This is a genomic window from Variimorphobacter sp. HTMS_6 (assembly GCF_059717775.1).
This window is the reverse complement of the sequence record NZ_AP046094.1, coordinates 341,318-366,890: the sequence shown is the minus strand read 5'-3', so window position 1 is coordinate 366,890 and position 25,573 is coordinate 341,318. Positions and strand designations below refer to the sequence as shown.

The window sequence follows — 25,573 nt, the reverse complement described above, 5'->3', positions numbered from 1 at the left end:
TGAAACTTAATAACTTCTTATATCAAATCTCATTGCTTCCCTTATCTTCGATGATACAATTTCCGCCGTCAACAACAAAGTCCTGACCGGTTATATAAGAGGCCTCTTTTGAACTCAGAAATACAATCATATGAGCAATTTCTCCCGGGCTACCACTTCGCCCCATCGGAGTACACCTTCCTGCCAAAGCCTCTTTCTGAGTCTGAGATCCTGTTGCAATCCAACCCGGTAATACATTATTCACAGTAATATTGTACTTAGCCACTTCAAGTGCTATCCCTTTACTCATCCCAAGCATTGCTGCCTTTGCTGCTCCGTAGCCAGTTTCACCAAGGTTGCTTCCAATTGGGCCAGTCGTCGAAGATACGTTTATTATTCTGCCATAACGCTTTTTAATCATACCCTCTATTACTGCTCGTGTCGTATAATACGCTGTCATCAGATTACGCTCTATCGACTCTTCAAATTCTCCATCACCCATATCACAAAATAGGGTTAGCTTCTCAGCTTGACCCACTTGAGTCATTCCGGCGTTATTAATTAAAACATCTATAATTCCCATATCTTTCGATACTGAATCAATTAGCTTTCTTGCCGAATGCTGATTCGTAAGATCAACGATATATCCACGAGCGTTAATTCCTTCTACCCTCAATTCCTGTTCTCTATCAAATATCCGCTCTGTGGTACCTGTTATAATCACCTGTCCTCCAAGTCTTCCTAGGATTTTAGCTGTGGCAAACCCAATACCGCTTTCACTTCCTGCTCCTGTAACCAAACAGATCTGATCATCAAACCGATAAATCTCCTCCATACGAAATCTTCTCCTTTCTCTATACCTCTTCTTTATTATAAACATCCAACAATTCATAGCATATCTTTAGCACTTAGATATCTACCATTTTTTATTTACTTTTTGATAGTATAAGAGCTTTTATAATTAGAAGATAGCCACCAAGGTAGTATTTATATTGTAAAAATTACTACCTTGGTGTTATTTATAGAATAAATTGCTTTTAGAAAATTTATCTTTATTATAAGATAGAGTAAGATAGAGTTAAAATGTAAGTTTATAAATTAATATAGTAACATATCACATTAAAGCGTAAATTTAACATCTTATCGTCTTTAAATAAGATTATACTTAACCTCGATACCGGAAATAGAACTTTTAAAAACATATAGTTTGTCAAATATGATATTGGAGGAGAACATGTCATCTATAAGGGACGAAGAATGGGAAATAATTAATGGGATTAGCAGTGAATTTCACGGTATTAAGGATTATAATCAAGCTCGCAAAAAATTCCTGTTATCATTAAGAAAATTAATAGATTATGATTTAGCAGATTATTGTCTTGCAGTTAATAGTAAAAACTTCATCTCATTAGTGGAACCAATTGTAATTAGTCGTTTTTCCAAGGAATTTGAAGAGAAGTTTACCAATCTTTATGAAAACCAATATGGTGCATCAGATTATACCCGATGGTTTTTTAACAATCAAAATTCAGTTGTATACCGAGAGTCGGATGTTATATCAAATGATATACGAAAACAAACCCCTTATTATCAGGAATATCTTAAACCAATGGATTTGATCCATGTGGCTGGAATTAGTATTTCCTCTAAAGGGATATCTTATGGAGTAATTGCTTTCTATCGAAGGAGTCATAAATCTGACTTTTCTGATCATGACCTTATTCTACTTCAAAAGCTAGTGCCTCATCTAGTAAGTCGTATGAAACTAGAGTATGATAATCGATTACAAGAAAATCATACTTATACTCAATTTTCTTATCTTAGGAGTAATTATGGTGTGTCAAAACGGGAAGAAGAACTATTAAATCTTATTTTGCTTGGAAAATCAAATAAAGAAATCGGGAATCTACTCAGTATCACTGAGAATACAGTAAAGAAACATGTCGGACATCTACTTCAAAAACTGCAAGTGTCCAATCGTGCACAACTTGTTCATAAGATTAACGAAGAAACGAATGGTGGCACTATTATACATAATGTTACTATATAAACCCATGGACCAAACACAAATTAATTAATAATCACTATTACAATAGTTTGTAGTATAAGTTCAACAAAAGAGGATGCTAGACTCCTATCAGGAATCTGGCATCCTCCTATTATAGATATGATTATATAACCTTATCTTTTATATTACGTATGACTCTTTTTAACCTTGAGACGGGTCATAGCACGATTAAGCGCTGCAATTGTATGATAATACTCTTGTTTGCTCAATTGTTGGCGTAATTTTTCTTCAGCACGGATTTTAGCTTCCTCCGCACGTACAAGATCAATTTCATCCGGTTTTTCTATTGAATCCGCAAGTAAAATCACATACTCAGGTGTAATCTCTACAAAGCCTTCACTTACTGCTGCGTATTGCCATTCTCCATCGATAAGGAACTTTACTTCACCAGGCTTTAAACAGGTAACCATGGGTTCATGACTTGCAAGAATACCATGTTGTCCGTCAATACCGGGGAAAACGAGCATTTCACACTCCCCTTTATAGAAGGGATGATCACTCGCTATGATTTCAAGCTTGAATAACTTAGCCATAGCTCCTCCTATTCCATCTTCAATAAATGAAGAGTATTATTATAGTTTCGCTTCAATAAGCTTTGCTTTCTCAATTACATCTTCAATAGTTCCTACATTAAGGAATGCAGGTTCTGGATATTCGTCCATTTCACCATTGATAATTGCTTTAAAGCCTTTAATGGTTTCACTTAAAGGTACATACTTACCAGGAATACCGGTGAAGTTCTCAGCTACGTTAAATGGCTGGGATAAGAACTTCTGGATCTTTCTAGCACGATAAACTGCTAATTTATCTTGTTCATCAAGCTCTTCCATACCAAGAATAGCGATAATATCCTGTAATTCCTTGTATTTTTGTAAGAGCTCCTGAGTCTTTCTAGCTACTTCATAATGCTCCTCACCTACTACGTCAGGCTCAAGGATTCTGGAAGTGGACTCTAACGGATCAACAGCAGGATAGATACCTTGCTCAACGATTTTACGGTTTAATACGGTTGTTGCATCAAGATGCGCAAAGGTATTTGCCGGAGCAGGATCTGTTAAGTCATCGGCAGGTACATATACCGCCTGAACAGAAGTTATGGAACCATTCTTAGTTGAAGTGATTCTCTCCTGTAATTCACCCACTTCATTTGCAAGAGTAGGCTGGTAACCAACTGCGGAAGGCATACGTCCAAGAAGTGCGGATACCTCGGAACCTGCCTGTACAAAACGGAAAATGTTATCAATGAATAATAACACGTCCTGATTTTCTTTATCTCTAAAGTACTCAGCCATGGTAAGACCAGTCTGAGCAACTCTCATACGAGAACCCGGAGGCTCATTCATCTGACCAAACACTAAGGCTGTTTTACTAATAACGCCAGAATCCTTCATATCTCTCCAAAGATCATTACCCTCTCTGGAACGCTCACCAACACCGGTGAAAATGGAATATCCACCGTGCTCTGTAGCGATATTACGAATTAACTCCTGAATTAATACGGTTTTACCAACACCGGCACCACCGAAAAGACCAATTTTACCACCCTTTGCATAAGGTGCTAATAAGTCAATAACCTTGATACCTGTCTCCAGAATCTCAACAACAGGACTCTGATCTTCAAATGACGGAGGATCTCTATGGATTTTCCACTGTTCCTCGCCTACAACAGGCTCTCCATCATCGATTGTCTCGCCAAGAACGTTAAACATTCTACCGAGTGTCTGTTTTCCTACAGGAACCTTGATACAGGAACCGGTTGCAGTAACCTCCATTCCTTTTACAAGACCTTCACTGGAAGCCAACACGATACAACGAACTATATTATTACCAATATGACTGGCAACTTCCATAACAAGCTTTTCACCTTCTCTTGTTACTTCAAGCGCATCCTTAATCATTGGAAGCTTTCCGCTTTCAAACTCTACATCCACTACAGGACCTAAAACTTGTATAACTTTACCTTTTTCCATATATTTATCTTATTCTAAGCAATCTGTTTTCAACACAAACTGACGAACCAGTTTGTTAATCATGAATAGAATTTTAATCTCCTTCCCTTATTTTTTTAGACTCTTCGCTCCACTAACAACCTCAGTAATTTCCTGCGTGATAGCTGCCTGTCTTGCTCTGTTATACTGTAAGCCTAAACTTTTCAGCATATCCTTCGCACTCTTAGTAGCCGACTCCATAGCAGTCATTCTCGCATTCTGTTCACTGGAAAATGCCTCAACTAAGATACCAAAAATCAATCCCTTCAGACTGTTTGGTACTAATTGATTCATTACAACTTCAGGAGATGGATCAAAGTTCGCGTGCATATAGCCATTGGATCTTTGTTCCGCCACCTTTCTTTCAAGTGGTAAAAGTTTTGCGAACTCTACATCAGACTTCATTGGTGTAACCATTTTTGTATATACAACATATACATCGTCTAATTCTTTATCTTCAAATAATTTAATCAGTGTACTCGATATATCACCTGCACGGTATAAATTAGGATTTTGTGCTGTATACAAGAAATCTCCATGAATATTATAACCTTTGCGGGTAAAATACTGCCTTCCAACCTGACCGATTACAAAAAGACTGTTATTACCGCCAATCTTTCGCATCTCTTCTTCTGCTTTTTTCGTCACGTTGTGATTATAAGCGCCAGCCAAACCCTTATCAGCTGTTACAACCAAAAATCCCACTTTTCGATTCGCTTGTTCAATCTCATTACGAGTATCAAAATAAACCGAATTAACCTGTGGCACACGAATCAAAATATCGGAAATCGTAGATTGAAGTGATTCAAAATATGGTTTTGTTGCTGTAAGACTTTTCTTTGCCTTTTTCAACTTAGAAGAGGAGATCAGATACATGGCATTTGTAATCTTCATGATATCCTGAATACTCTTTATTCTCGAGCGGATTTCTCTGGTATTCGCCATAATTACCTCCATAATGCCGAATGGTTACGGCATAGTATTTACTTTACTACTTCTTAAATTCTTTGGCTGCGTTTACAATCTGTTCAATCAACTCATCGGTTAAGGCTTTCTTCGTACTGATTTCTTCCACTACATTAGCATATCTCATACTAAAGAAATCTAATAACTCGGTCTTAAAGGATTTCATATCTTTAATCGGAACGTCATTAAATAATTTATTATTTGCAACAACCAATAAGATTACCTGCTCATGTAATGAAAGCGGTCTTGATAATGGCTGTTTCAGTAATTCAATAAGATGTTTACCGTGATCCAACAAATCCTTGGTCGCTTTATCAAGATCAGAACTGAACTGAGTAAATACTTCCATCTCTCGGTACTGAGCAAGGTCAATACGAAGACTTCCGGCTGCTTTCTTCATTGCTTTCGTCTGTGCAGCACCACCAACTCTGGATACACTAAGACCAACATTTACCGCAGGTCTGATACCAGCATTGAATAATTCACTTTCAAGGAATATCTGACCATCTGTAATGGAGATAACATTGGTAGGAATATATGCAGATACATCGCCTGCAAGAGTTTCGATAATTGGTAATGCTGTGATAGAACCACCACCAAATTGATCCTCAACACGACAGGAACGCTCCAATAATCTTGAATGAAGATAGAATACATCACCAGGATATGCTTCACGACCTGGGGATCTCTCTAATAATAAGGACATGGTACGGTATGCAACCGCATGCTTTGACAAATCATCATATACAATCAAAACATCTTTACCTTTACTCATGAAATACTCAGCCATCGCTGTTCCTGAATAAGGAGCAATGTACTGCAAAGGAGCGAGATCACTCGCAGAAGCAGATACAACGATGGAATAATCCATAGCGCCGTGCTTTGCTAACGTACTAACAATTTTAGCTACTGTAGAAGCTTTCTGACCAATTGCAACATAGATACAGATTACATCCTGTCCTTTTTGATTTAAGATGGTATCAACCGCGATTGCTGTTTTACCAGTCTGACGGTCACCGATGATTAACTCACGTTGTCCTCTACCGATCGGGAACATGGAGTCAATTGAAAGAATACCTGTCTGTAACGGAACAGTAACCGGCTTTCTTGTACAAACACCAGGTGCTACATTTTCAATAGGGAAGAAATCAGTTGCTTCAAATTCACCTTTACCATCAATCGGTGCACCAAGTGCATTAACTACTCTACCAATTAATTTATCGGATACCGGAACACCAGCCTTCTTTCCTGTCCTTACAACCTTAGATCCCTCTGTAAGTCCGTAGTCTGAGCCTAATAAAACGCATCCAATTGTTTTCATAGACAAGTTCTGAACAATACCGCGAACGCCTGTCTCAAATTCTACCAACTCACCGTACATTGCATTGTCAAGTCCGTAAACATTAGCAATACCGTCACCAATACTAATTACTGTACCGGTCTCATTAACTGTTGTTTTTATATCATAATTTTCGATTTCACTCTTTAAAACTGAAATTATATCGTTTTGTTTAATGTTACTCAAACACATCACCTCCTAGTAAGAGCTTTTTGCATTTCTGATAGAGCGCCCTTAATACTTTTGTTATATTCCATATGTCCTACTGTTAAAACATAACCACCAATCAATGAGTCATCCTGCTCCATCTCGAGAACTACTCCTGATTTATTATACTTATCACAAATCATATGCTTAATCTGCTCAAGCTCTTCCTCACTGGGTTTATAAGCATAGGAAAACTTCGCGCTGATTATGTTCTTATGTTCTAAAACCAAATTCTCATAAGCTTCCATGATTTGAGGAAATAAACCAATTACATTGTTTTCACACATAACTTTCAGAAAACCTGTTACTTCGCTATCAAAAAGAGCATTGATTACAGCTTCCTTCTCCTGTTGCTTTACAGCAGGGTTAACTAACGCATCCGTCAGTTCATTACTGCCAGTCATAAGCTGTTTCATTTGATGGATACTATCCTCACTTATATTCATAGAAAATAGAATCTTTGCATAAATCAGTGAACGCTGTGATATCATTTCGCAGCACCTACTTCTTTAAGGAAGTCGCCTAAGAGCTGTTGATTGGAATCCGTATCTACATTTTTACCAATCACCTTGGCAGCAGCAAGCATAGCAATACCTGCGATTTCTGCTTGTGCACTCTCCATAGCCTTCTTCTTCTCTAACTCGATTAATTTGTTTGCTTCTGCGATTAATGTAGCTGCATCCGCTTTCGCTTCAGCAAGTTTTTTACTGTATTCCAGCTCAGCTCTTTCTCTAGCTTCTTTAATAATTGCCTGTGCCTCTGCGCTGGCATTTTTTATATCCTTTTCATAATTAACCTTTAATTGAAGCGCTTCTGTTTTAATGTTCTCCGCATCATTCAATTTTCCGGTAATTACTCCTTCTCTTTTTTCAATGATACCCATCACAGGCTTGAACAAGAAAAAACTAAAGAAAAGGCATAAAACTACTATATTAACTATTGACCATGCAATACCTGCGTCTATATTGATCAAAGATATCCCCTCCAAAAGTTATTTTACTAAAAAGATTATCAGGAACGCGATTACCAAACCATAAATAGCCGTTGCCTCTGCCAAAGCACAACCTAAAATTAAAGTTTTATTAATATCACCTTTTGCTTCCGGCTGTCTTGCAATTGCTTCCGAAGCTCCTGCTGTTGCTAATCCGATACCAATACCTGCTCCTAAACCTGTTAAAACTGCAATACCTGCTCCAATACCTATTAATGCTGACATATATTTATCTCCTTTTCTTATTTATTTTACTAAAAAGATTATTAAAAACGCGATTACTAATCCATAGATAGCAGTTGCTTCCGCTAATGCACAACCCAAAATTAAAGTCTTATTAATATCACCTTTTGCTTCCGGCTGTCTTGCAATTGCTTCTGATGCTCCTGCAGTTGCTAGTCCGATACCAATACCTGCACCCAAACCTGTAAGAACTGCAATACCTGCTCCAATTCCTATTAATGCTGACATATGTTAAACTCTCCTATCTTAAATAATTTGTCTTGTAGTAATTAATGTTCCAATTTTTCTTGCATAAATAATGATGTTAAAAATACAAAGATGTATGCTTGCAATAAACCATCGAAAATATCAAAATAAAAACTGAATGGAACCGGAACAACACCTGGGAATAACATGATTTTAATTAATTCCATAATGACGAATCCACCAAAGATATTACCGAAAAGTCGCATACATAATGCTAATGGTCGAATTGCAATCTCCAAAATATTAAATGGTAACATGATTGGAGAAGGATGCATAAAGCTCTTTAAATATCCGGAAAGTTTCTTCTCTCGAATTCCCGAATACTCGATCAATACAATACTCATCAGTGCTAATCCTGCTGTCACATTCAAATCCTTTGTCGGTGGTACTAATCCAAATAACCCGACCGTATTTGAAATAGCAAGGTAGATTAATACTGTACCTAAGTAAGGTATATATCGTTGTCCTTCCTTTCCGACCGTTCCATAAATAAAATCATGAATAAAACCAACAAGTGACTCAATTACTACTTGTTTCTTATTCGGAACGATTTGTAGATTCCTTACAAATATCAATGTCATAATCATAAGAAACGCCATGATTCCCCATGTTACGACAGTAGACATCCTGACCGGTAATACCCCGAATAACGTAAATAAGGTCTTACTTTGTAACTCCTCAACCAGCTTTTCAGCCATGTCAACACTTCACCTCCTAGTCTTAGCTATAATGAAATCATTCTAATGTTTTTTCAATATAATAAAAGCACCCATAAAAGTTACCATCATTGGTAGCAAAAACAATTACTATTTCGCCTATTCACTAAATAATTTCACTATTTTTTTAATAATATACCTCAATTGTTAATATGTCCATAACTAAAAATCAAAAAATATAATCTCATGAAAACCATGAAATTTTAGAAAAATATACCCTTTTATTATACAATATTAATAATAAAAATACTATAAAAAGTCTAAATATTTCTTTTATATTTACGTTATCTTAACACAATCTTAACACCACTTTTTAATCATTAGAATACCCTAAATTTAAGGTCAATAAACATACAAAAATCAAATGATAAATCTCAAAATATGGTGATGTATTATTCATTAAGAAAGGGCTCTTGATAAGTAACTTATTCGTCACTTATCAAAAACCCTTTCCGCATCTTACTTAAACTTTATTTATATATCTTATTGAATAAGTTTTAATTTCATCGTAAGGATTGATTTAGTTATGACTATATTAAGCCTGTCCAACTGATCCGAATAACTCCATCTTTTCCTTAACGGTTGCTTTGATTGCTTCATAACCAGGTGCTAATAACTTACGAGGATCAAAGCCTTTACCTGTTAAATCTTTACCAGCTTCAATATATTTACGAGTTGCTTCCTGGAAAGCTAACTGACACTCTGTATTAACGTTAATTTTTGCAACGCCAAGAGAAATTGCCTTTTTGATCATATCTTCCGGAATACCTGTACCACCATGTAATACTAACGGCATTTCGCCAGTCTGATCCTGTACAGCTGCTAATGTCTCAAAGCTAAGACCAGGCCAATTTTCAGGATATTTACCATGGATGTTACCGATACCTGCAGCTAACATAGTAACACCAAGATCAGCGATCTGTTTACACTCGTTAGGATCTGCACATTCACCTGCACCTACAACACCATCTTCTTCACCACCAATAGAACCAACCTCTGCTTCGAGGGAAAGACCCTTGCTCTCGCAAACACCAACTAATTCTTTTGTCTTCTCGATATTCTCAGCGATCGGATAATGTGAGCCATCGAACATGATGGAAGAAAATCCTGCTTCGATACATGCATAAGAACCTTCATAGCTACCGTGATCTAAGTGAAGTGCTACAGGAACTGTAATTTTAAGACCCTCTAACAAACCATTTACCATACCAACAACTGTTGCATATCCGCCCATGTATTTACCAGCACCTTCAGATACACCAAGAATAACAGGTGATTTCAATTCTTCTGCTGTGGATAAAATTGCTTTTGTCCATTCTAAATTGTTAATATTAAACTGACCCACTGCATATTTTCCTTTTTTTGCCTTTGTAAGCATTTCTTTCGCTGATACTAATGCCATTTTGATATCCTCCGTTAAAAGTATTTATTTGAATAATAACTCAAACCATAGTGTTACACTTTAGTCCTCATTATAATAGCTTTTGAAGTATTTGTCAAAACTTAAGTTCTTCATCCTATGAAAATACTAGAATTAATTACATTGTTTACTATTTTACTATTTTTAACTCTATGTTATACATGCCACAAAAGAGATTGATTTATTCATAGATAGCTTATTTTTACTACATTTTATTCTAACAATAATTCTGAATTGATATCATTAAGTGCACAAAAAAGTCCCAAACAAAGCAATGAACTGATCTCCATATGTCAGACTAAAATTCTTACATTTAGGAGGTCAGTTCACATATTTATGCTCTTATTAGGACTTCTTTATATAATTGCTATTGACTATTTTATAAGATCAATTCTAATGCAAGGGTTTTGTGTAAGTTCATACGTTCTATCGTCTGGCTGGCCGAATCCCACATATAATTGATAGGAGTCGCCATCCTTAATATATTCACCGTTCTCATTTACAACTAAATATGCATTCTCAGGAATTGAGACTGTTATAGTTCTACTCTCATGTGCTTTTAAACTAATTCTTTCATATCCACAGAGATTATGGTTACGTACCGCATAGTGAGAATTCAAGTTCTTTATATAAACCTGAACAACATCATCGGTTGGGGTATCACTGTCATTTAACACTTCCGCTACGATGTTATTATCCTTATATTCCGCTTTAACTACTTTACAGTTACCATAGGTTAACCCGTAGCCAAATGGATATAAGCACTGTCCTGCGAAATATCGATAGGTTCTACCTTCCATCGAATAATCTGTAAAGGAAGGTAGCTCATCAAGATCTCTATAGAAGGTGATTGGCAACTTACCAGAAGGTGAATTAGCTCCAAAGAGCGTCTTAGCAATTCTTGATCCACCTCTAGCGCCTGGATACCAGGTTAACAGGATAGCATCAATATTCTCCTGCGCATAGTTTAAATCCATCGCACTACCGACACTGAGACAAAGAATAACCGGTTTACCGGTTTTTACTACCGCCTCCATCAGAGTTCTCTGAACTTTTGGAAGTTGAAGATCCGATTTATCTCCGGAAGCATAATTATTGCCTTCATCCCCTTCTTCACCCTCAAGTGTTTCATCAAGTCCAAGGCAAAGCACTACCACATCACTGTGTTCTGCTACAATAATCGCTTCACTGATTCTATCATTATTCCATGCTAAATTTTCTGTCTTTTCTAGATGTAAATGACATCCCTCAGAAAACAATACCCGGATATCCTCGCCAGCTTCTTTTTGTATTCCTTCTAATATAGTAATATATTCAGAAGATGTACCATGATAATTGCCTATTAGAGCTGCCCTGCTATTCGCGTTTGGACCAATCACACCGATTGTTCTGACTTTATCCTTCTGAAGAGGCAGAACTCCGCTATTCTTAAGGAGTACAAGACTCTTCTCAGTAGCTTTATCCGCAAGTTGTAGATGTTCCTTACATTCAACAACCTCGTAAGGAATCTTATCAAATTCCGTTTGATCAAAACATCCTAGCATATAACGTGTTGTAAACAAACGTTCAGCAGCTCTGGTAATGTCCTCTTCAGAAATCAAACCATCCTGCTGAGCCTTTAACAAATACAAATAAATATTACCACAATTCAAATCGCAACCTGCTTTAATTGCCATGGCTGCGGACTCCTCTGCTGTGCTAGTCACTCCATGATACATATGGAAGTCCTTAAGTGCCCAGCAGTCAGAGACAAAATGTCCATCAAATTCCCAGTCACCACGAAGTATATTCTTAATAAGAGTTGTACTGCCACAACAAGCTTCCCCGTTTGTTCGGTTATAAGCTCCCATAACCGATTCAACCTTAGCTTCCTGCACCAATTTCTTAAATGCAGGTAAGTAAGTCTCGTACATATCTTTTTTTGTCGCTAAAGCATTAAAGGAGTGACGATCAGCCTCAGGACCGGAATGCACCGCAAAATGCTTTGCACATGCTGCCGTCTTGAGAAAATCGCCATCTCCTTGTAATCCCTTAACAAAAGCAAATCCCAAACGGCTTGTTAGAAAAGGGTCTTCACCATAGGTTTCATGCCCTCTTCCCCATCTGGGATCGCGAAAAATATTTACATTGGGAGACCAGAAAGTAAGACCTTTATATATATCTCGGTCATTATGCTTACTGTACTCATTGTATTTTGCTCTTGCCTCCGTGGCAATGGTATCAGCAATCTCTTTCAATAAATCATCATCAAAAGTGGCTGCCATGCCAATTGCCTGCGGAAAGCTTGTAGCAACTCCTGCTCGGGCAACACCGTGTAGTGCTTCATTCCACCAATTATAATCAGGAATTCCTAATCGTTTGATAGAAGGCGCATCATACTTTAACTGAGAAGCTTTTTCTTCCAAAGTCATCTGTGATACCAACTCTTTGGCTCTTCTTTTTGCTTCTTCTCGGTTCATGTTGTTTTCCTTACATAAGTTTAAGTATTTTAGTTTAAGTATTTACATAAATCATGCAAATATTCTGTAAAGTATTATTCTTTAACGCCACCTAAAGCAACACCAGCGATGATGTATTTAGAAAGCATGAAATATACTATAAACAACGGTAATACTGTCAATGATAATCCCAGATATACGGAACCTAATTCAGTCTTATAAATATCACCACGTAACTGGCTAACCATAAGTGGCATAGTATATTTATCTTTATCTGTAAGTAAGATCATTGGCATGAATAAGTTATTCCAGTTAGATACGAATACGAAAATTGCTTGTGTTGCAATAGCAGGTTTCATAATCGGTAAAATAATACTATTAAATGTTCTGAATTCACCTGCACCGTCAATTCTAGCAGAATTAACGATATCAATCTGAAGAGATGCCATCAGATACTGACGCATAAAGAATACAATGGCAGGTGCTGCAACCGCAGGTAATATCAATGGTAAGAAGTTATTTACCAAATTAATTTTATACATAAACTGATAGAAACCGATACTGGTTACCTGTGCCGGAATCATCATTACAGCCATAATAAATGTGAAGAATGGCTGACGTAATCTCCAGTCATATACCACAAGAGCATATGCAGTAAGTGAGGAGAAGTAAACCGCACAAACTGTAGCACCTGAGGATATAATCATAGAGTTCATAAATCCTACTACCGGATTAAATGTCTTGCCACTGACTGCATGTATATTTTTAAACAAATGCGTTGATGGAATTAATGATATTGAAGTATTCTGAATTTCAACTGTACTACGAGTAGCATTTACAAACATAATCCAAAATGGAAGAATACTTAATATTGCCAACAAGATACATACAATATATGCTATTGTCTTAAAAGCAATTTTTCCCACTTTTATTTCATTCTTCATTATGCTACCCCCTTCGCTGCTTTTGCTGCTTTTCTACGATCTTTTTCAAGTTTTTTAATTGCTTTTTGCTGCGCAATTGCGTACTTATCGCGCATCAAGTAGAATACTATTGCTGATAATATTGTGATGAAAATGAACATTATCATACTTGCAGCAGCCGCACGGTTGTATAAATAACTTCCATCAAATGCTTGCTTATATATGAATACGCTTGTTGTAAGCGTAGCATTGTCCGGTCCACCATTAGCAATGTACATTTTAGGAATATCAAACATCTGTAAACCACCGATCATGGAAGTAATCAATGTAAATAATAAAATTGTTCTCAAGTTAGGAAGAGTAACAAAGAAGAATGTTTGAATTCCTGTAGCGCCATCAATATCAGATGCTTCAAAAAGCTCTGGATTCATACCCAATACACCCGATATAAGTACGATCATCGTGTAACCATACCACATCCAGAATTGGATAAACGCTACTACACCTTGGGAAATCCCCTTATCAAATGGGAAGTTAATTGGTTCCTTGATAAATCCAAACATCTTTAATATATCATTTACAGGACCAATCGGATAACCAAATAAGGAGTTAAATAAAATTGCAATTGAAGCAGCTGTAATAATATTTGGCATGTAGAATAAAACTTTGAATGCGCCCTGTCCTTTAAGCTTATTACGATGGCTTGTAAACCAAGCGGTAAGAATAAGTGCAAGAACGATCTGAGGAACAAAGTTTAACACCCAAATGTAAACAGTATTCGATAACGAAATCTTAAAGGATGGAGTTTTTAAAATCTGTTGAAAATTTTTGAACGGTTCAGCCAAAAAATGAAAATCCGTTCTACCCATTCCTCTTAAATCAGTAAAACCAATCATTCCTGTATAAATGATAGGATACAATTGAAACATTAAAAACGCAACTACGAAAGGTATGCAAAAAATGTAACCATATTTTGCTTTACTATTACTTTTACGTCGCATAAGAGCCCACCTCCGGAAACTATAAATTATCTATAAATTGTAGATTTGGTCGTCCATAGCAGTCTGAACTTATTCGAACTGGATCGATTGAATGCATAACTTATATGGATAAGTAAAAAAATCAGCCCAAATGCGAAGCATATGAGCTCCTGATAAAAAATTACAAAAAAATTTCAAAAAAAAAGCTTATATATTATATATCTTAATCAAAATTACATTTCTCAAATACTAATTATACATTGTAGTAACCACACTGTACAATGTACATATTTTTGGGGCGGCCGAAAAGGCATTCGCCCGCCCCAAAATAAAACTAAATTAAAATTATTCTACATCGATTGCAAGGTTATCAGCAACGTTCTGTTTGAAGTCTTTGATTGCTTGTTCTTTAGACTTCTTGCCAGTTACATATGCATTAACCTGATCACGGAAGTAAGCGTTGATTGCTTCATCGTACTGAGTCTTTGTCTTACCGTTAGCGTTCTTGCCTGCAGGAACGAATATATCAAACATATTCTGTCCGCCAAGGAAATCAAGCTTACCATCAGACTTAGTCATTACAGCACCGGATGCTACAGTATCCTTTGTTCCGCCTGCTCCGTTAAGAGTACCATTAGCCCAGAAGTACTGAAGGCCTGTTTCAGAAGAATCAAGTGTGATCCACTGAATGATGCTACCAACAGATTTCTTAACCTTAGTATCTTTGTTACCAAGAATCCATGTACCACCCCACATAAAGCCGATTGTAGGTTCACATACTGCCCAATCGCCATATGTGCCTTCGCCAACTTTCTTACCGCCGGAATGTCCAGCCATAACGTAGTTGATTAACCATGCAGGACCAAAGAAACCAAATACTTGCTGTTTGCCAGTGTTAGTCATATCAGCATACCAAGCATCTGTCCAGTCCTTAGTTTTGTTGCTATAACCTTTGTCATATAATTCTTTGGATAAATCAAAGAACTGCTCACGACCAGCATCAAGATTAAGTTTACCATCAACTAACCAGCCTTTTTCGGAGCTGCTCTCAACTGGATGATAAAGATCGCCATCGCCAGATACAATTGCATAGCCTTTAGCTTTTAAATCAGCTGCTGCTGCCATGAATTTATCCCATCCTGGACCAATCTTATCTTTGATAGCTGTAGGATCATCTGTTCCCCATGTCTTTGTAGCTATAGAACGACGATAGATGAAAGCACCACCAGTTGCCTGATATCCAAGACCAACTAATTTACCATCAGGATTTGTACCCATATCAACGGTATAAGGAGCGATATCAGCTTCCTTTGTAAGTTTGTCTACGTCAATACCAAGATCAGTGTAAGCTGCAGCATACTTGTAAGCTTCGCCTTGAGTATACTTCAATACGAAAGCTGCCTCAGCTGTGTAGATGTCTGGTGCTGAAGGACCGCCTGCAGCGAGTGCCTGATCCAATGCTGGCTGATAAGCCTGCTCTGTTGTAGGAACGATGGTCTCTTTCACTTGAAGTGTGAAATCAGAATGAAGTTCTTTGTATTTTTTCATCATCTTCGGAACTTCATCTGTGAATGACCACAAGTTAAGAGTTTTAACACTAGCATCATCAGATACCTGTACTACAGCTGGCTGAGTTGGTGTTGTGTTATCACTAGCCGCTTTGGTTGGTGTTGGATCTTTTTTTCCGTCATCTTTGTTACCACATCCTGTAAATACTACAGATGCAACAAGAACGGAAGTAAGAAGTAAAGCCATAAATCGTTTCATATATTACCCTCCTCTAATTCTGTATGATTCTTCATACAAGTGAATTTTAACAAATATTTTTCTGACAGGCTCCTCATATATTGCTATTCTATTATCAAAAATTGCTATATTATTGATGGTTTTGTGAAATATATCTATAAATAAACACCTCAAGTGCTTGTATTTGTTACCTTTTTGAATATATTCACATATTTCCGACAAAACACGTTCGTTATTTTCATTATAAACCTTGTACAAAGCACTAGAGATTATATCAATGATAACCACAAATCGTTTCGATTGCTTAGGTTTAAAGTACTAGCTCACGTATCTTATCTTGTAGTAACACAAAAATCTTGCTATAGCATTCTTCTATTTTTACTAATTCCGGAATAAATTCTTAATGTAAATTATGCTTTTTTACTTTTTTGCTTTTTGACTTTACAAATATTAATATATCCAATTAAGATAGAAACATGCAAATATCCACTATTGATTTTTTCATTATTGTATACTAATATGGTAAGTAACAATTATTGTAATTTTCATTTTGTAACAATTTACGACATATTTGGTAAAGGAAACGTAACTAATATGATTGAAAATCTTCGTGGAATACAAGAAACTGTAAATTTTAGATCCAATATGAACATACGCCTGTATGAAAATGAGGATTATGAAGACTATCCAGCTCATTGGCATGCTCCGTTAGAAATAATTATGCCGCTCAACAATACATATCAAGTCACTTGTTGCAAGGTTGAATATAATTTGCGAGAAGGAGATCTCTTGATCATCAATCCGGGTATTGTCCATTCTATGAATGCCTCACCCGGCAAGCGTCTAATTTTTCAAGCTGATTTCACCTTACTACACGGTATTAAGGATTTAGAGAATACATTATCCTATATATCACCTGCACTTTTGGTAACAGCGGAGGAAGCTCCGGAGGCTTACGAGAAAATTCGCAAGCTTATGTTTGAAATATCAGATGAATATAATGCAGAAGCGCCGTTAAGAGAAGCATATATATATGCAAAGTTGATTGAGATATTTGTATTAATAGGAAGAAGCTATACACCTAATACCAGTAATCTTAATAATAATGCGATAAAGCATCAAGAATACACGGAACGCTTTTTAGCAATCTGTAATTATATCAACGAGCATTGTAGTGAGGATCTGACACTAGACCACGTGGCAAATCTCTCCGGCTTTAGTAAATATCATTTTAGCAGGCTATTTAAACAGTTTACAAATATCTCATTTTATAAATATCTTAACATTAAGAGAATTGAAACTGCTGAAAAGTTATTAATTGACAAGAAGCTCACTATAACCGAAGCAGCCCTCCAATGTGGCTTCAGTAGTTTATCTGCATTTATTCGAATGTTTAAGATTATAAAAGGATGTACTCCTACTGAGTTCAAGTCAACGTATATATCGTAGACAACGTTAAATCTTAATATAATTACCGAGATAAAATGCAAGACTCTTTCAAAGCGAATACCCTAGACAAACAATGCGTTTTGTTCTAGGTCAGATGCTTGAAAGAGCCTTTTTCATTACTTTTTATTTTATTTCTTTTTCTTTTATTTTTTTCTTTTATTTTTTTCTTTTATTTCTTCTTAATGATTCCGTTCTTGTCAAATTGGATACCATATTTTTTACTGTATGTATTCATCCTTTTTAGTATTCTGGTCTTCGCCTCTCCCTTGCTCGGTGTTGGCTGATAATTATTTCTATTAGACACAGATGACACGGAACATGGTATGATTTTAGCGTTGGCATCCTGTACCAATTTATCATTATGGAACTTAAAGGTCTGTTGAAAGATCATCGTATCTTTATCCGGAGGATTCGTATTACCTCCGAAGCAAAAATTACCCAAGCTATAAACTATGTACGCACCTTTATATTTTTGAATCGGTTGAAGGACATGTGGGTGATGACCCAACACCAAATCAGCTCCTCCTTCGTTTATCGCTATTTTACTAAGATCTGATTGAGCTTTGGTTATATTCTGTGTTCGTTCAATCCCCCAATGGAAGCTGACGATTAACAAATCCGGTTTCTTCGCTTTCATATTTTTGATAGCCTTACGGAGAACACTGGCAGCGTCACTTCTTCCTACTTCCAAGATAGATATCATTCCGATTTTAATACCCTTTACTTTATAGATTCCAACACGTTCAAAAGAGGAATATGTAATTCCTGCTTTATTAAATGTATTTATTGTATCCGTATAGCTGACCTGTCCGTAATCTTTATAATGATTATTTGCGAAAGCAACTGATTCCACGCTTCCGGCCTTCAATATGTTGATATAGGAAGGCTTGCCTCGGAATGCCCATTTTTTATCGACTCTGCTTCCCCTATTACTCAGAGTACCTTCAAAATTCACTATTGTCATATCATCTTTTTCAAATATCGGTTTTACGTTTTTAAAGAAATACGCATCATTTTTTTGTTTGTTGTACACAGAAAAGAAATTTACACTTTTTGGTTGCTTGATATCACTGGATAAGGTTACATCCCCTGCTGCACTGATTGTAATTGAAATGTCCTTTGTTACAGTTACCTGACACACCGCCTTTGCTTTCCCCAATGTAACTGTTATATTTGCTTTGCCCCAATGTACCGTTTTAATATATCCCTTATCGCTAACCGTTATTACTTTCTTATTACTGGATAAAAATTTAAGCTTTTCATTTGACTGATTTACTTCCGACAAAGTTACTTTAAGTTGGTGACCGGATCCCTGTTTAATCGTAACCTTACTTTTATTCAGAATGATCTTACCACTATATTGTACGATTGGTGTTGGGCTAACCGTGGGCTTGATTGTTGGATTATCAGCTATACTATCAGCATAGACTCTATGTGCATATAACCCTAACGAACAAATCAAACACATTATTATAGCAAATCCTATTCTTTTCGACTTCTTTTTCTTCATCCCATTCCCTCCCAGTATATCTTAATCACAATAGGTAATTGCAAAACAATAATCGTTTAATATTCAAACCATCTGTTTCACAACTACCTACTTAATAGTTTATCAAATGTAAATACCTATTAATAGCGCTTTCCCCATTTTACAGTACTAATCTCCTTTGTAGCGGTTTTTGGATACTCCGGTACATTCCATATATGGGTATTACCTGCTTTTTTTGAATAATTCTCGAGTTGAGCACTTGTGACCAAACAGAACGTTGCCCGTTTACTCCTTGGTGTTGTATCAAAATGATACCATCCTCCATCTACATACACAAGATTCCACCAATGGTGCCCCTCTCCCTTATATCTGGTTACCATTAGATTTGGAATTCCAAGTCTTGTAAGAAGCGCTCTTGAAACCGAATAAAACATAAAGCAATCGCCACTATCATATTTCATTCCATATTCCGCAGCTTTCTCCCAGTCTGTCTCATTATAATTATCAACGTAAGAAAAATTCTTTCGGATATAGGTATAAACCGCTTCTGCTTTCTGCTGATCGGACATTGAATCCTTAACAATTTCCCCAAGAAGTTCATCCGCCATCGAATCGACCTTCGCCGGGAGTCTTACATGTACTTTTCCGGTCGCTGTTGACGAGTTTCCAGAACGATCAGTTGCGGTGAACGTAACCGAATAATCTCCTTCTTTGGTATAATCCACTTCATCCGTATTTACTTGTAAATCAACGTCTGTATCAATGTCGTCCTTCACTTTTACATAGCGGGTGAAATCATATTCCTCACCTGGATATACCACCATAAATACAGAATCCTTAAAATAACTATTCTTTCCAACCATACCTGATATAACTGGTGCCTTTGTATCATTCTTTGCCGGTGATGTGGTAGGCGTCAAGGTAGCACTTGGAGCCAAGGTAGCACTATGCACCACTGTAGCTGTTGGTGCCAAGGTAGGCTCCGAGGTAGGTTTAGAAGTCGGCGAAGGTCCCGGTGTCAAGGTAACTTTACCACTAACGAGGACATAGCCTATTGCAAGTGCAGCTATTAGTACAACCGCAAATAAGATCCATTTTTTCATTTTTTTTATTTTCTCAATGTATATAAAATCAGATTGATACTTTCCTTTCTTAAATTCAAATCTTGTATCATATTACCATTACATTATAAACAATTCTTTTCATTTTTTCATTAAAAAAGATATATACAAGCTTATTTTTTCATATAAGTAATACTAATAACCTTGTCTGAATCATCCACCTCAATCACCAGCTTTGTTTTACCTTTAGTAAAAGTGTATACTCCAAACTTATCCTTCACTGTTCCGTAAGCATCTAACATATCCTTCTTGGAGCTTCCGATTTTAATATTTTCCTTCGTTGCGACTGAATCCTTGGTAAGTTCAATACTGTTGATAAACTCCGTTCCTGTTTTTGACTTGGAATAGGTTGTTATCGTAAAATCATCATATACATAGGTTCTATCATATCCTTGAAATGCACAACTTTCTGTTTTCTTTGTTTCCTTTGCCTTGCCGATATCTTTTAACATCTTTGTTGCATCGTCATCGACTGTTACAGTATCTCCCTTAAAGCTAAACTCGAAGTCTTTTGAAGCGCTCGCTTTCTTTTCCCCACATGCACCAAGAAGTGTCACAACAAGCATCAAAACAATTCCAAACCCATATACTTTCTTAAATTTACTCACTATTTTTGCCTTCCTCTCATCATTTATTTATTCACCTTCATTTTTGGTTGTCTCTCCACCAAAACTTTTTAAATATCCGTATTTTCCTAGTTCCTCATACTGTGCCTGTTTCATTTGGTCATAAAATTTAATTTTCTTTTTCCATACTTTATTCAGCTTCTTATCCGATCGATGATCCTTCAACTGATAGTCCGATTGTAGAACTTTACCCAAGTGCTTCGAAAGTTTTTCCGCACCGGATAAATTCATATGAAGGCCTTGATCGTAAGTATCCTTCTTGTAATCAATCGGAATCTCGTTCACAAGCTTCAAATAATTGATATAGGGAAGATGATTCTTAGCAGCATAATCAACAACCTGCTTATCATATTCGTCGTACCAGACAGGAGATACACTGGGAGCTTTAACCAGCACCAACTTTATTCCTTTTTCCTTACAAAGGTTCGTAATCTTGTCCATGTACTTCCATGCGTTACTTCCGAACTGATAGGATTTCGGTTTGATATCCTCCACTTTACCGCTAAACGGATCAACATCAACTCTCATATAATATCCGTTATTGGTTACCTTACGTTTCTTAAAGTAGTACTTAAAATCACTGGATGTTAATTGTGTAATTCTACTGTGATATCTTAGGAATGGAAATATATAATCAAGGAATTTTTCATCCTTAGTCATCGATGCTTTGATATCGTCTACTTTGGCTCTAGACCACTGCATTCCATCTATCGTCATACGATTATACTCTTCTCTCTGAGGTTCATTATACTTCAAAGACATCACATTGAAAACTACAACTTTAGGCTTCTCCGTCCTTAATGTATCCTGCAACAGGTAATAGGATTGCCAAATCAACTGTTGGGCACTTCCCCTGATGTAGCTAGTTATTCCGTAATCCTCCCAAAGAGTAATCGGGCTGAAATTCTCATAAAGCTCGCAGTCACCTACAAAAACAACATCATGGCTTGTTGTTTCCGAATAGTATTCCTCAATAAAGGAGCCCTCCAAAACATCATCCATGTACTTTGGCATTACCAATCGCTGTAGCATAAAAAAAGTAATGATACACACAGCGACTACGATAAATCTACATATAAACTTATTCATATATCACTCCAATCTTTTGTCAGTGCTTCATTAGAACTGATTGTAAATGAATTGAGTCGCATCATATCCGATGCTATATGCACCAAGTAGCAATACAGCATACACCAAACCAACATAAATTGCATAACGAAGAATATAAGGTCTGCTATTTAGCTTCATTCTCACACTTCCGCTTCTTCCAAGCATACTCACAGTAAACATTGTTACAACGCCTACACCAACGATTGCATAGTCCGTCATTGTCAATCCTAGATCTAATAATTCCTTTCTTGTTATCGCCAATGGATTAAGCTGAGTAAACATTGTAAAAAACATAACGAAAGTTGTTTTCACATCTCGGTAGCAATCAAACAATCGCAAAGATCCCATCAGCAAAAAGGTTCTTATCACCTGAAAGCCATCATAAGGACGCGACTTGGTCAGTGTAGGAAATCGATGATGAAACTTTTCATACAACGGATTAAATTCTTGGGATACCAATATAACTACACCGTTCATCAAACCCCATACTATAAAATTCCAGTTTGCTCCGTGCCATATGCCGGTAGCAAACCATGTTATCATCGTTGCGATGTAAATTGGCACTCTCTTGGAAGCACCTTTTCCGAAGTGATTCTTACTAAACGAGGTTATTTTTTTCATCCAGCCACTGATACTTAACGGATAAAAAACATAATCCTTGAACCAGGTACCCATCGTGATATGCCATCTTCTCCAATATTCTGCAATATTCTTTGAGAAAAATGGTCTCTCAAAATTCTCGGCAACTTTGATTCCTAGCATCTGCGCAATACCGATTGTAATATCGATACCACCGGTAAAATCAGCATATAATTCAATTCCATAGAATATAATGAGCAACAGCACGAATGCACCGTTATAATAATCCGGCGACTCAATCAAAGACTGTACTGCAGCCAGAATTCGATCTGCGATAATAAGCTTTTTAAACAATCCCCATAGAACTCTGATAAGTCCTGTTTTAAAATTATTCCAATCAAATGCATGCTTTTCAAATAAAGTTTTGGATAAATCATTATATCTGCTGATTGGTCCTTGAATCAATTGCGGGAAAAACGACACAAACAATGCATACTTAAAAAAGTTTCGCTGTGCAGAGGTTTTCTCCCAATACACGTCAATTAGATAAGACATTGACTGGAAGGTATAAAAGGATATACCCATAGGCAATATGATATCCATCGCATCGAATTGCTTAGACGAATGGATCATTCCTAGTACTGAGTTAAGGTTATCAATCGCAAAATTCGTATATTTTAGAAAAGCCAATATCCCAAAGTTCAGCAGCAAGCATAGCAACATCCATTTTTTGCGCCTGTTATTCATTTGCTTATTGTATTCTTTTCTCTGATCCCTGGTTAATTCACTTTTATGTTGTGAGATATATTCCTTTTTTACCTCTTTGATCTGATCCATTTTTCTTGCAATGAAATAGGTTGTAAGCGAGGTAAAAAAGATAAATAATGGATAAAACGAGCCTGCAAAAAAGTAAAACAGGTAGCTGGCTCCCAGCAGTAGTATCCACTGGAACCGCTTAGGAATTGTATAGTATAGAATAATCAACACTAGGATAAAACCAACGAAGTTATATGATGTAAACAGCATAGTTCTATTCTTCCAATAATCTTTCTACCATTAAATGCATGGATTTAACTGAGTTAAAGTTTTCAGGTACAAAATCTTTCGCTGTAATTTCAACATCAAAGGCCTCTCCCAACTCGGATACTAGTGTTACCAAATCAAATGAGTCAAGAATCTTGTGATCCACTAGCCTATCCTCTTTCATAAAATCAATATCCGAATGTAGTTCCTCCAATATTTCTAAAATCGTATCCATTATCTTTTCTCCTTCTCTTTTTTATAAATACTCTCCATCTCTATCCGATTCATCTTTCCGTTCGGTGTTAATGGTAATCGTTCTAGTTGGATAATCGTATTCGGTAACATATACCTTGGAAGCTTCTCTTTTAAGAATATTGATAATTCTTTTTTTGTTATCTCACCAACATAAAAAAGTACGATTTTACCGGTCTCCTTTATAAATATACAGCAAGCTGCCTTAACCTGATCTTCAAGTGTAACATTCGCTTCAATTTCTCCCAACTCGATTCGGTGACCCATATGCTTTATCTGATAATCTTTTCTGGATATAAAAATCAATTGATCATCTTCATCATATTTACCCAGATCCCCTGTGCGATAAATCAAATCAGGAAAATATGGATTTAACGGATTTTGAACAAAGACTTCCTTCGTCTTCTCTTCATTCCCATAATATCCATGTGTTAAACAAGTTCCCCTGATGCATATCTCTCCGACTTCACCTTTGGGAACACTCTTCCCATCATCTCTTAACAATATGATTTGGGTATTACGAAATGGCTGTCCAATCGGTATAACCTCATTCATATCAAACTCTCTATTTAACTTGTAGTAACAGCTCATGCCAGTTGCTTCCGTAGGACCATATAGATTTGTAAAGGATGCGTTTGGTAGATTTCTCTTCCATAGATTATATTGTTTAATCGGAAACACCTCGCTCCCGAATGCTATCGTATGTAAAAATTCAGGTTTGATGATATCAAATGTGCCAAAGGTAGATATCATCGTCAATGCAGATACCACCCAACAAACCGTATTGATTTGCTTCTGATTCATAAATTCCACTAATTTAACCGGAAACATAAACAACTGTTTTGGAATCAGATAGGTCGTGGCTCCATATTTCATTGTCGGATATATCTCCTTCATACAGGCATCAAAATAAAGCGGGGACTGGTTACCAAACACCGTATCCCTGCCAAAACCCAATACTTCTGATAAATTCTCAATATAGTCGATAACTCCTCGATGATGTCCCACCACTCCTTTCGGTATACCGGTGGATCCCGAAGTAAATAAAACATAGATCGGATCTATATCAAGTGCATTTGCACGAATATGATTTAGTTTCTCTTGATCTATCTCTGTTGTTACTATCTCATCAAACAATATGATCTTGCCTTGAAATCCCATCTTCTTTACTTTATCGACCGTGTTTTCTGTACAGATGAACACTCTTGCCTTCGTATTCTCAATGATTAATTCCACGCGTCTTTGGGGCATCTCTTCATCAATCGGCACATAAAAGTTGCCGCTATAGATCGTTCCAAAAAATGCAACCAATGTACAAGGAGATTTATCCATAAATATCATCACAGGTTCTTTGTATATCCCACTATTTGCAAGAAGACTTCCAATCGCCCTACATTGGTCATAAAATTGTCTGAAGGTAATCTCAACCAAGTCATCTCCGAATGCTACTTTATCCGGAACTTCTTTCACTGTTTTTTCTAAGTACTCTAATACATTCGTCTGCATAATAACCTCTCCGATTTCATATATATCCATTCTTGATATTCTCTTTTTAATGATACTCCACTGTACACTAATCCGCTAATCAACTGCATTACCGGAATTTTCAAACTCTACGTTAGTTCTTGATTAAAAATGAGCTACTTCACTGGGAATTGCTATAAAGTCTGCTCC

At 36.6% G+C, this 25,573-nt stretch carries 24 protein-coding genes; 2 read left to right on the top strand and 22 right to left on the bottom strand.

From position 1 onward, the window contains the following. Nucleotides 1–22: 22 nt before the first annotated feature. Nucleotides 23–814, bottom strand: coding sequence for an SDR family NAD(P)-dependent oxidoreductase (locus tag AC6IWN_RS01650; protein ID WP_497990425.1), 792 nt, complete (start codon nt 812–814; stop codon nt 23–25). Nucleotides 815–1,213: 399 nt separating this feature from the next. Between AC6IWN_RS01650 and AC6IWN_RS01645 the strand changes: the two genes are divergently transcribed. Continuing rightward, nucleotides 1,214–2,029: a response regulator transcription factor gene (locus tag AC6IWN_RS01645; protein ID WP_497990423.1), complete on the top strand. Its 816-nt coding sequence runs from the start codon at nt 1,214–1,216 to the stop codon at nt 2,027–2,029. 143 nt (nt 2,030–2,172) lie between these two features. On the opposite strand, the gene atpC is transcribed toward AC6IWN_RS01645, so the two are convergent. The 14 genes from atpC to AC6IWN_RS01575 form a co-directional block, all read right to left on the bottom strand. Further along, nucleotides 2,173–2,580, bottom strand: a complete 408-nt coding sequence (gene atpC / locus AC6IWN_RS01640) for an ATP synthase F1 subunit epsilon (RefSeq protein ID WP_497990422.1) — start codon at nt 2,578–2,580, stop codon at nt 2,173–2,175. Nucleotides 2,581–2,619: 39 nt separating this feature from the next. Beyond that, complete coding sequence (gene atpD, locus AC6IWN_RS01635) at nt 2,620–4,017, bottom strand: F0F1 ATP synthase subunit beta (RefSeq protein WP_497990420.1); 1,398 nt, start codon at nt 4,015–4,017, stop codon at nt 2,620–2,622. An 87-nt stretch (nt 4,018–4,104) separates the two neighbouring features. Further along, the gene (gene atpG, locus AC6IWN_RS01630) at nt 4,105–4,980 is read right to left on the bottom strand and encodes an ATP synthase F1 subunit gamma (RefSeq protein WP_497990418.1); all 876 of its coding nucleotides are present in this window, start codon (nt 4,978–4,980) and stop codon (nt 4,105–4,107) included. A gap of 46 nt (nt 4,981–5,026) precedes the next feature. Continuing rightward, complete coding sequence (atpA, locus tag AC6IWN_RS01625) at nt 5,027–6,532, bottom strand: F0F1 ATP synthase subunit alpha (protein WP_497990416.1); 1,506 nt, start codon at nt 6,530–6,532, stop codon at nt 5,027–5,029. Continuing rightward, nucleotides 6,532–7,038: an ATP synthase F1 subunit delta gene (atpH, locus tag AC6IWN_RS01620; RefSeq protein ID WP_497990414.1), complete on the bottom strand. Its 507-nt coding sequence runs from the start codon at nt 7,036–7,038 to the stop codon at nt 6,532–6,534. Before atpH ends, atpA begins: the two co-directional genes overlap by 1 nt. Then, on the bottom strand, nt 7,035–7,520 hold the full coding sequence (atpF, locus tag AC6IWN_RS01615; protein WP_497990412.1) for a F0F1 ATP synthase subunit B: 486 nt from the start codon (nt 7,518–7,520) through the stop codon (nt 7,035–7,037). Before atpF ends, atpH begins: the two co-directional genes overlap by 4 nt. Nucleotides 7,521–7,538: 18 nt before the next feature. Continuing rightward, nucleotides 7,539–7,763 carry an ATP synthase F0 subunit C gene (atpE, locus tag AC6IWN_RS01610; RefSeq protein WP_497990410.1) on the bottom strand — a complete coding sequence of 75 codons (225 nt, stop codon included), beginning with the start codon at nt 7,761–7,763 and terminating at the stop codon, nt 7,539–7,541. 21 nt (nt 7,764–7,784) lie between these two features. Continuing rightward, entirely contained in the window at nt 7,785–8,009 is a 225-nt protein-coding gene (gene atpE, locus AC6IWN_RS01605; protein ID WP_497990410.1) for an ATP synthase F0 subunit C, read from the bottom strand. Nucleotides 8,010–8,050: 41 nt separating this feature from the next. Further along, nucleotides 8,051–8,725 carry a F0F1 ATP synthase subunit A gene (locus AC6IWN_RS01600; RefSeq protein WP_497990409.1) on the bottom strand — a complete coding sequence of 225 codons (675 nt, stop codon included), beginning with the start codon at nt 8,723–8,725 and terminating at the stop codon, nt 8,051–8,053. Nucleotides 8,726–9,278: 553 nt separating this feature from the next. Further along, nucleotides 9,279–10,145 carry a class II fructose-1,6-bisphosphate aldolase gene (fba, locus tag AC6IWN_RS01595; protein ID WP_497990407.1) on the bottom strand — a complete coding sequence of 289 codons (867 nt, stop codon included), beginning with the start codon at nt 10,143–10,145 and terminating at the stop codon, nt 9,279–9,281. Nucleotides 10,146–10,537: 392 nt separating this feature from the next. Then, nucleotides 10,538–12,622 (bottom strand): glycoside hydrolase family 3 C-terminal domain-containing protein, encoded by a 2,085-nt coding sequence (locus tag AC6IWN_RS01590; RefSeq protein WP_497990405.1) that lies wholly within the window; start codon nt 12,620–12,622, stop codon nt 10,538–10,540. Between the two features lie 74 nt (nt 12,623–12,696). Next, entirely contained in the window at nt 12,697–13,545 is an 849-nt protein-coding gene (locus tag AC6IWN_RS01585; protein WP_497990403.1) for a carbohydrate ABC transporter permease, read from the bottom strand. After that, nucleotides 13,545–14,525, bottom strand: coding sequence for a carbohydrate ABC transporter permease (locus AC6IWN_RS01580; protein ID WP_497990401.1), 981 nt, complete (start codon nt 14,523–14,525; stop codon nt 13,545–13,547). The genes AC6IWN_RS01585 and AC6IWN_RS01580 overlap by 1 nt, the downstream gene beginning before the upstream one ends. Before the next feature lie 324 nt (nt 14,526–14,849). Next, a complete protein-coding gene (locus AC6IWN_RS01575) occupies nt 14,850–16,271 on the bottom strand; it encodes a carbohydrate ABC transporter substrate-binding protein (protein WP_497990400.1) in 1,422 nt (473 codons plus the stop codon). A gap of 573 nt (nt 16,272–16,844) precedes the next feature. Here AC6IWN_RS01575 and AC6IWN_RS01570 point away from each other — a divergent pair. Then, complete coding sequence (locus tag AC6IWN_RS01570; protein WP_497990398.1) at nt 16,845–17,699, top strand: helix-turn-helix domain-containing protein; 855 nt, start codon at nt 16,845–16,847, stop codon at nt 17,697–17,699. A 169-nt stretch (nt 17,700–17,868) separates the two neighbouring features. On the opposite strand, the gene AC6IWN_RS01565 is transcribed toward AC6IWN_RS01570, so the two are convergent. The 7 genes from AC6IWN_RS01565 to AC6IWN_RS01535 form a co-directional block, all read right to left on the bottom strand. Then, complete coding sequence (locus AC6IWN_RS01565; RefSeq protein ID WP_497990396.1) at nt 17,869–19,209, bottom strand: CapA family protein; 1,341 nt, start codon at nt 19,207–19,209, stop codon at nt 17,869–17,871. A 119-nt stretch (nt 19,210–19,328) separates the two neighbouring features. After that, nucleotides 19,329–20,291, bottom strand: coding sequence for a transglutaminase domain-containing protein (locus AC6IWN_RS01560; protein ID WP_497990394.1), 963 nt, complete (start codon nt 20,289–20,291; stop codon nt 19,329–19,331). A gap of 131 nt (nt 20,292–20,422) precedes the next feature. Continuing rightward, entirely contained in the window at nt 20,423–20,917 is a 495-nt protein-coding gene (locus AC6IWN_RS01555) for a hypothetical protein (RefSeq protein ID WP_497990393.1), read from the bottom strand. Nucleotides 20,918–20,944: 27 nt separating this feature from the next. Further along, nucleotides 20,945–22,024, bottom strand: coding sequence for an SGNH/GDSL hydrolase family protein (locus AC6IWN_RS01550; protein ID WP_497990391.1), 1,080 nt, complete (start codon nt 22,022–22,024; stop codon nt 20,945–20,947). Nucleotides 22,025–22,054: 30 nt separating this feature from the next. Next, nucleotides 22,055–23,650, bottom strand: a complete 1,596-nt coding sequence (locus AC6IWN_RS01545; RefSeq protein WP_497990389.1) for an MBOAT family O-acyltransferase — start codon at nt 23,648–23,650, stop codon at nt 22,055–22,057. Between the two features lie 4 nt (nt 23,651–23,654). Beyond that, nucleotides 23,655–23,882: a phosphopantetheine-binding protein gene (locus AC6IWN_RS01540; protein ID WP_497990387.1), complete on the bottom strand. Its 228-nt coding sequence runs from the start codon at nt 23,880–23,882 to the stop codon at nt 23,655–23,657. Then, nucleotides 23,882–25,435, bottom strand: a complete 1,554-nt coding sequence (locus AC6IWN_RS01535; RefSeq protein WP_497990385.1) for an amino acid adenylation domain-containing protein — start codon at nt 25,433–25,435, stop codon at nt 23,882–23,884. Before AC6IWN_RS01535 ends, AC6IWN_RS01540 begins: the two co-directional genes overlap by 1 nt. Nucleotides 25,436–25,573: the final 138 nt, after the last annotated feature.

Coding starts and splice junctions, on each gene's coding strand:
- atpA (WP_497990416.1), bottom strand. CDS start 6,532: ATGTGTTTGAGTAACATTAAACAAAACGATATAATTTCAGTTTTAAAG.
- atpE (WP_497990410.1), bottom strand. CDS start 7,763: ATGTCAGCATTAATAGGTATTGGAGCAGGTATTGCAGTTTTAACAGGT.
- AC6IWN_RS01540 (WP_497990387.1), bottom strand. CDS start 23,882: ATGGATACGATTTTAGAAATATTGGAGGAACTACATTCGGATATTGAT.
- atpC (WP_497990422.1), bottom strand. CDS start 2,580: ATGGCTAAGTTATTCAAGCTTGAAATCATAGCGAGTGATCATCCCTTC.
- AC6IWN_RS01565 (WP_497990396.1), bottom strand. CDS start 19,209: ATGAAGAAAAAGAAGTCGAAAAGAATAGGATTTGCTATAATAATGTGT.
- AC6IWN_RS01560 (WP_497990394.1), bottom strand. CDS start 20,291: ATGAAAAAATGGATCTTATTTGCGGTTGTACTAATAGCTGCACTTGCA.
- AC6IWN_RS01550 (WP_497990391.1), bottom strand. CDS start 22,024: ATGAATAAGTTTATATGTAGATTTATCGTAGTCGCTGTGTGTATCATT.
- atpG (WP_497990418.1), bottom strand. CDS start 4,980: ATGGCGAATACCAGAGAAATCCGCTCGAGAATAAAGAGTATTCAGGAT.
- AC6IWN_RS01575 (WP_497990400.1), bottom strand. CDS start 16,271: ATGAAACGATTTATGGCTTTACTTCTTACTTCCGTTCTTGTTGCATCT.
- AC6IWN_RS01650 (WP_497990425.1), bottom strand. CDS start 814: ATGGAGGAGATTTATCGGTTTGATGATCAGATCTGTTTGGTTACAGGA.
- AC6IWN_RS01585 (WP_497990403.1), bottom strand. CDS start 13,545: ATGAAGAATGAAATAAAAGTGGGAAAAATTGCTTTTAAGACAATAGCA.
- AC6IWN_RS01545 (WP_497990389.1), bottom strand. CDS start 23,650: ATGCTGTTTACATCATATAACTTCGTTGGTTTTATCCTAGTGTTGATT.
- atpH (WP_497990414.1), bottom strand. CDS start 7,038: ATGATATCACAGCGTTCACTGATTTATGCAAAGATTCTATTTTCTATG.
- AC6IWN_RS01600 (WP_497990409.1), bottom strand. CDS start 8,725: ATGGCTGAAAAGCTGGTTGAGGAGTTACAAAGTAAGACCTTATTTACG.
- fba (WP_497990407.1), bottom strand. CDS start 10,145: ATGGCATTAGTATCAGCGAAAGAAATGCTTACAAAGGCAAAAAAAGGA.
- atpE (WP_497990410.1), bottom strand. CDS start 8,009: ATGTCAGCATTAATAGGAATTGGAGCAGGTATTGCAGTTCTTACAGGT.
- AC6IWN_RS01590 (WP_497990405.1), bottom strand. CDS start 12,622: ATGAACCGAGAAGAAGCAAAAAGAAGAGCCAAAGAGTTGGTATCACAG.
- AC6IWN_RS01645 (WP_497990423.1), top strand. CDS start 1,214: ATGTCATCTATAAGGGACGAAGAATGGGAAATAATTAATGGGATTAGC.
- AC6IWN_RS01580 (WP_497990401.1), bottom strand. CDS start 14,525: ATGCGACGTAAAAGTAATAGTAAAGCAAAATATGGTTACATTTTTTGC.
- AC6IWN_RS01570 (WP_497990398.1), top strand. CDS start 16,845: ATGATTGAAAATCTTCGTGGAATACAAGAAACTGTAAATTTTAGATCC.
- atpD (WP_497990420.1), bottom strand. CDS start 4,017: ATGGAAAAAGGTAAAGTTATACAAGTTTTAGGTCCTGTAGTGGATGTA.
- AC6IWN_RS01535 (WP_497990385.1), bottom strand. CDS start 25,435: ATGGATATATATGAAATCGGAGAGGTTATTATGCAGACGAATGTATTA.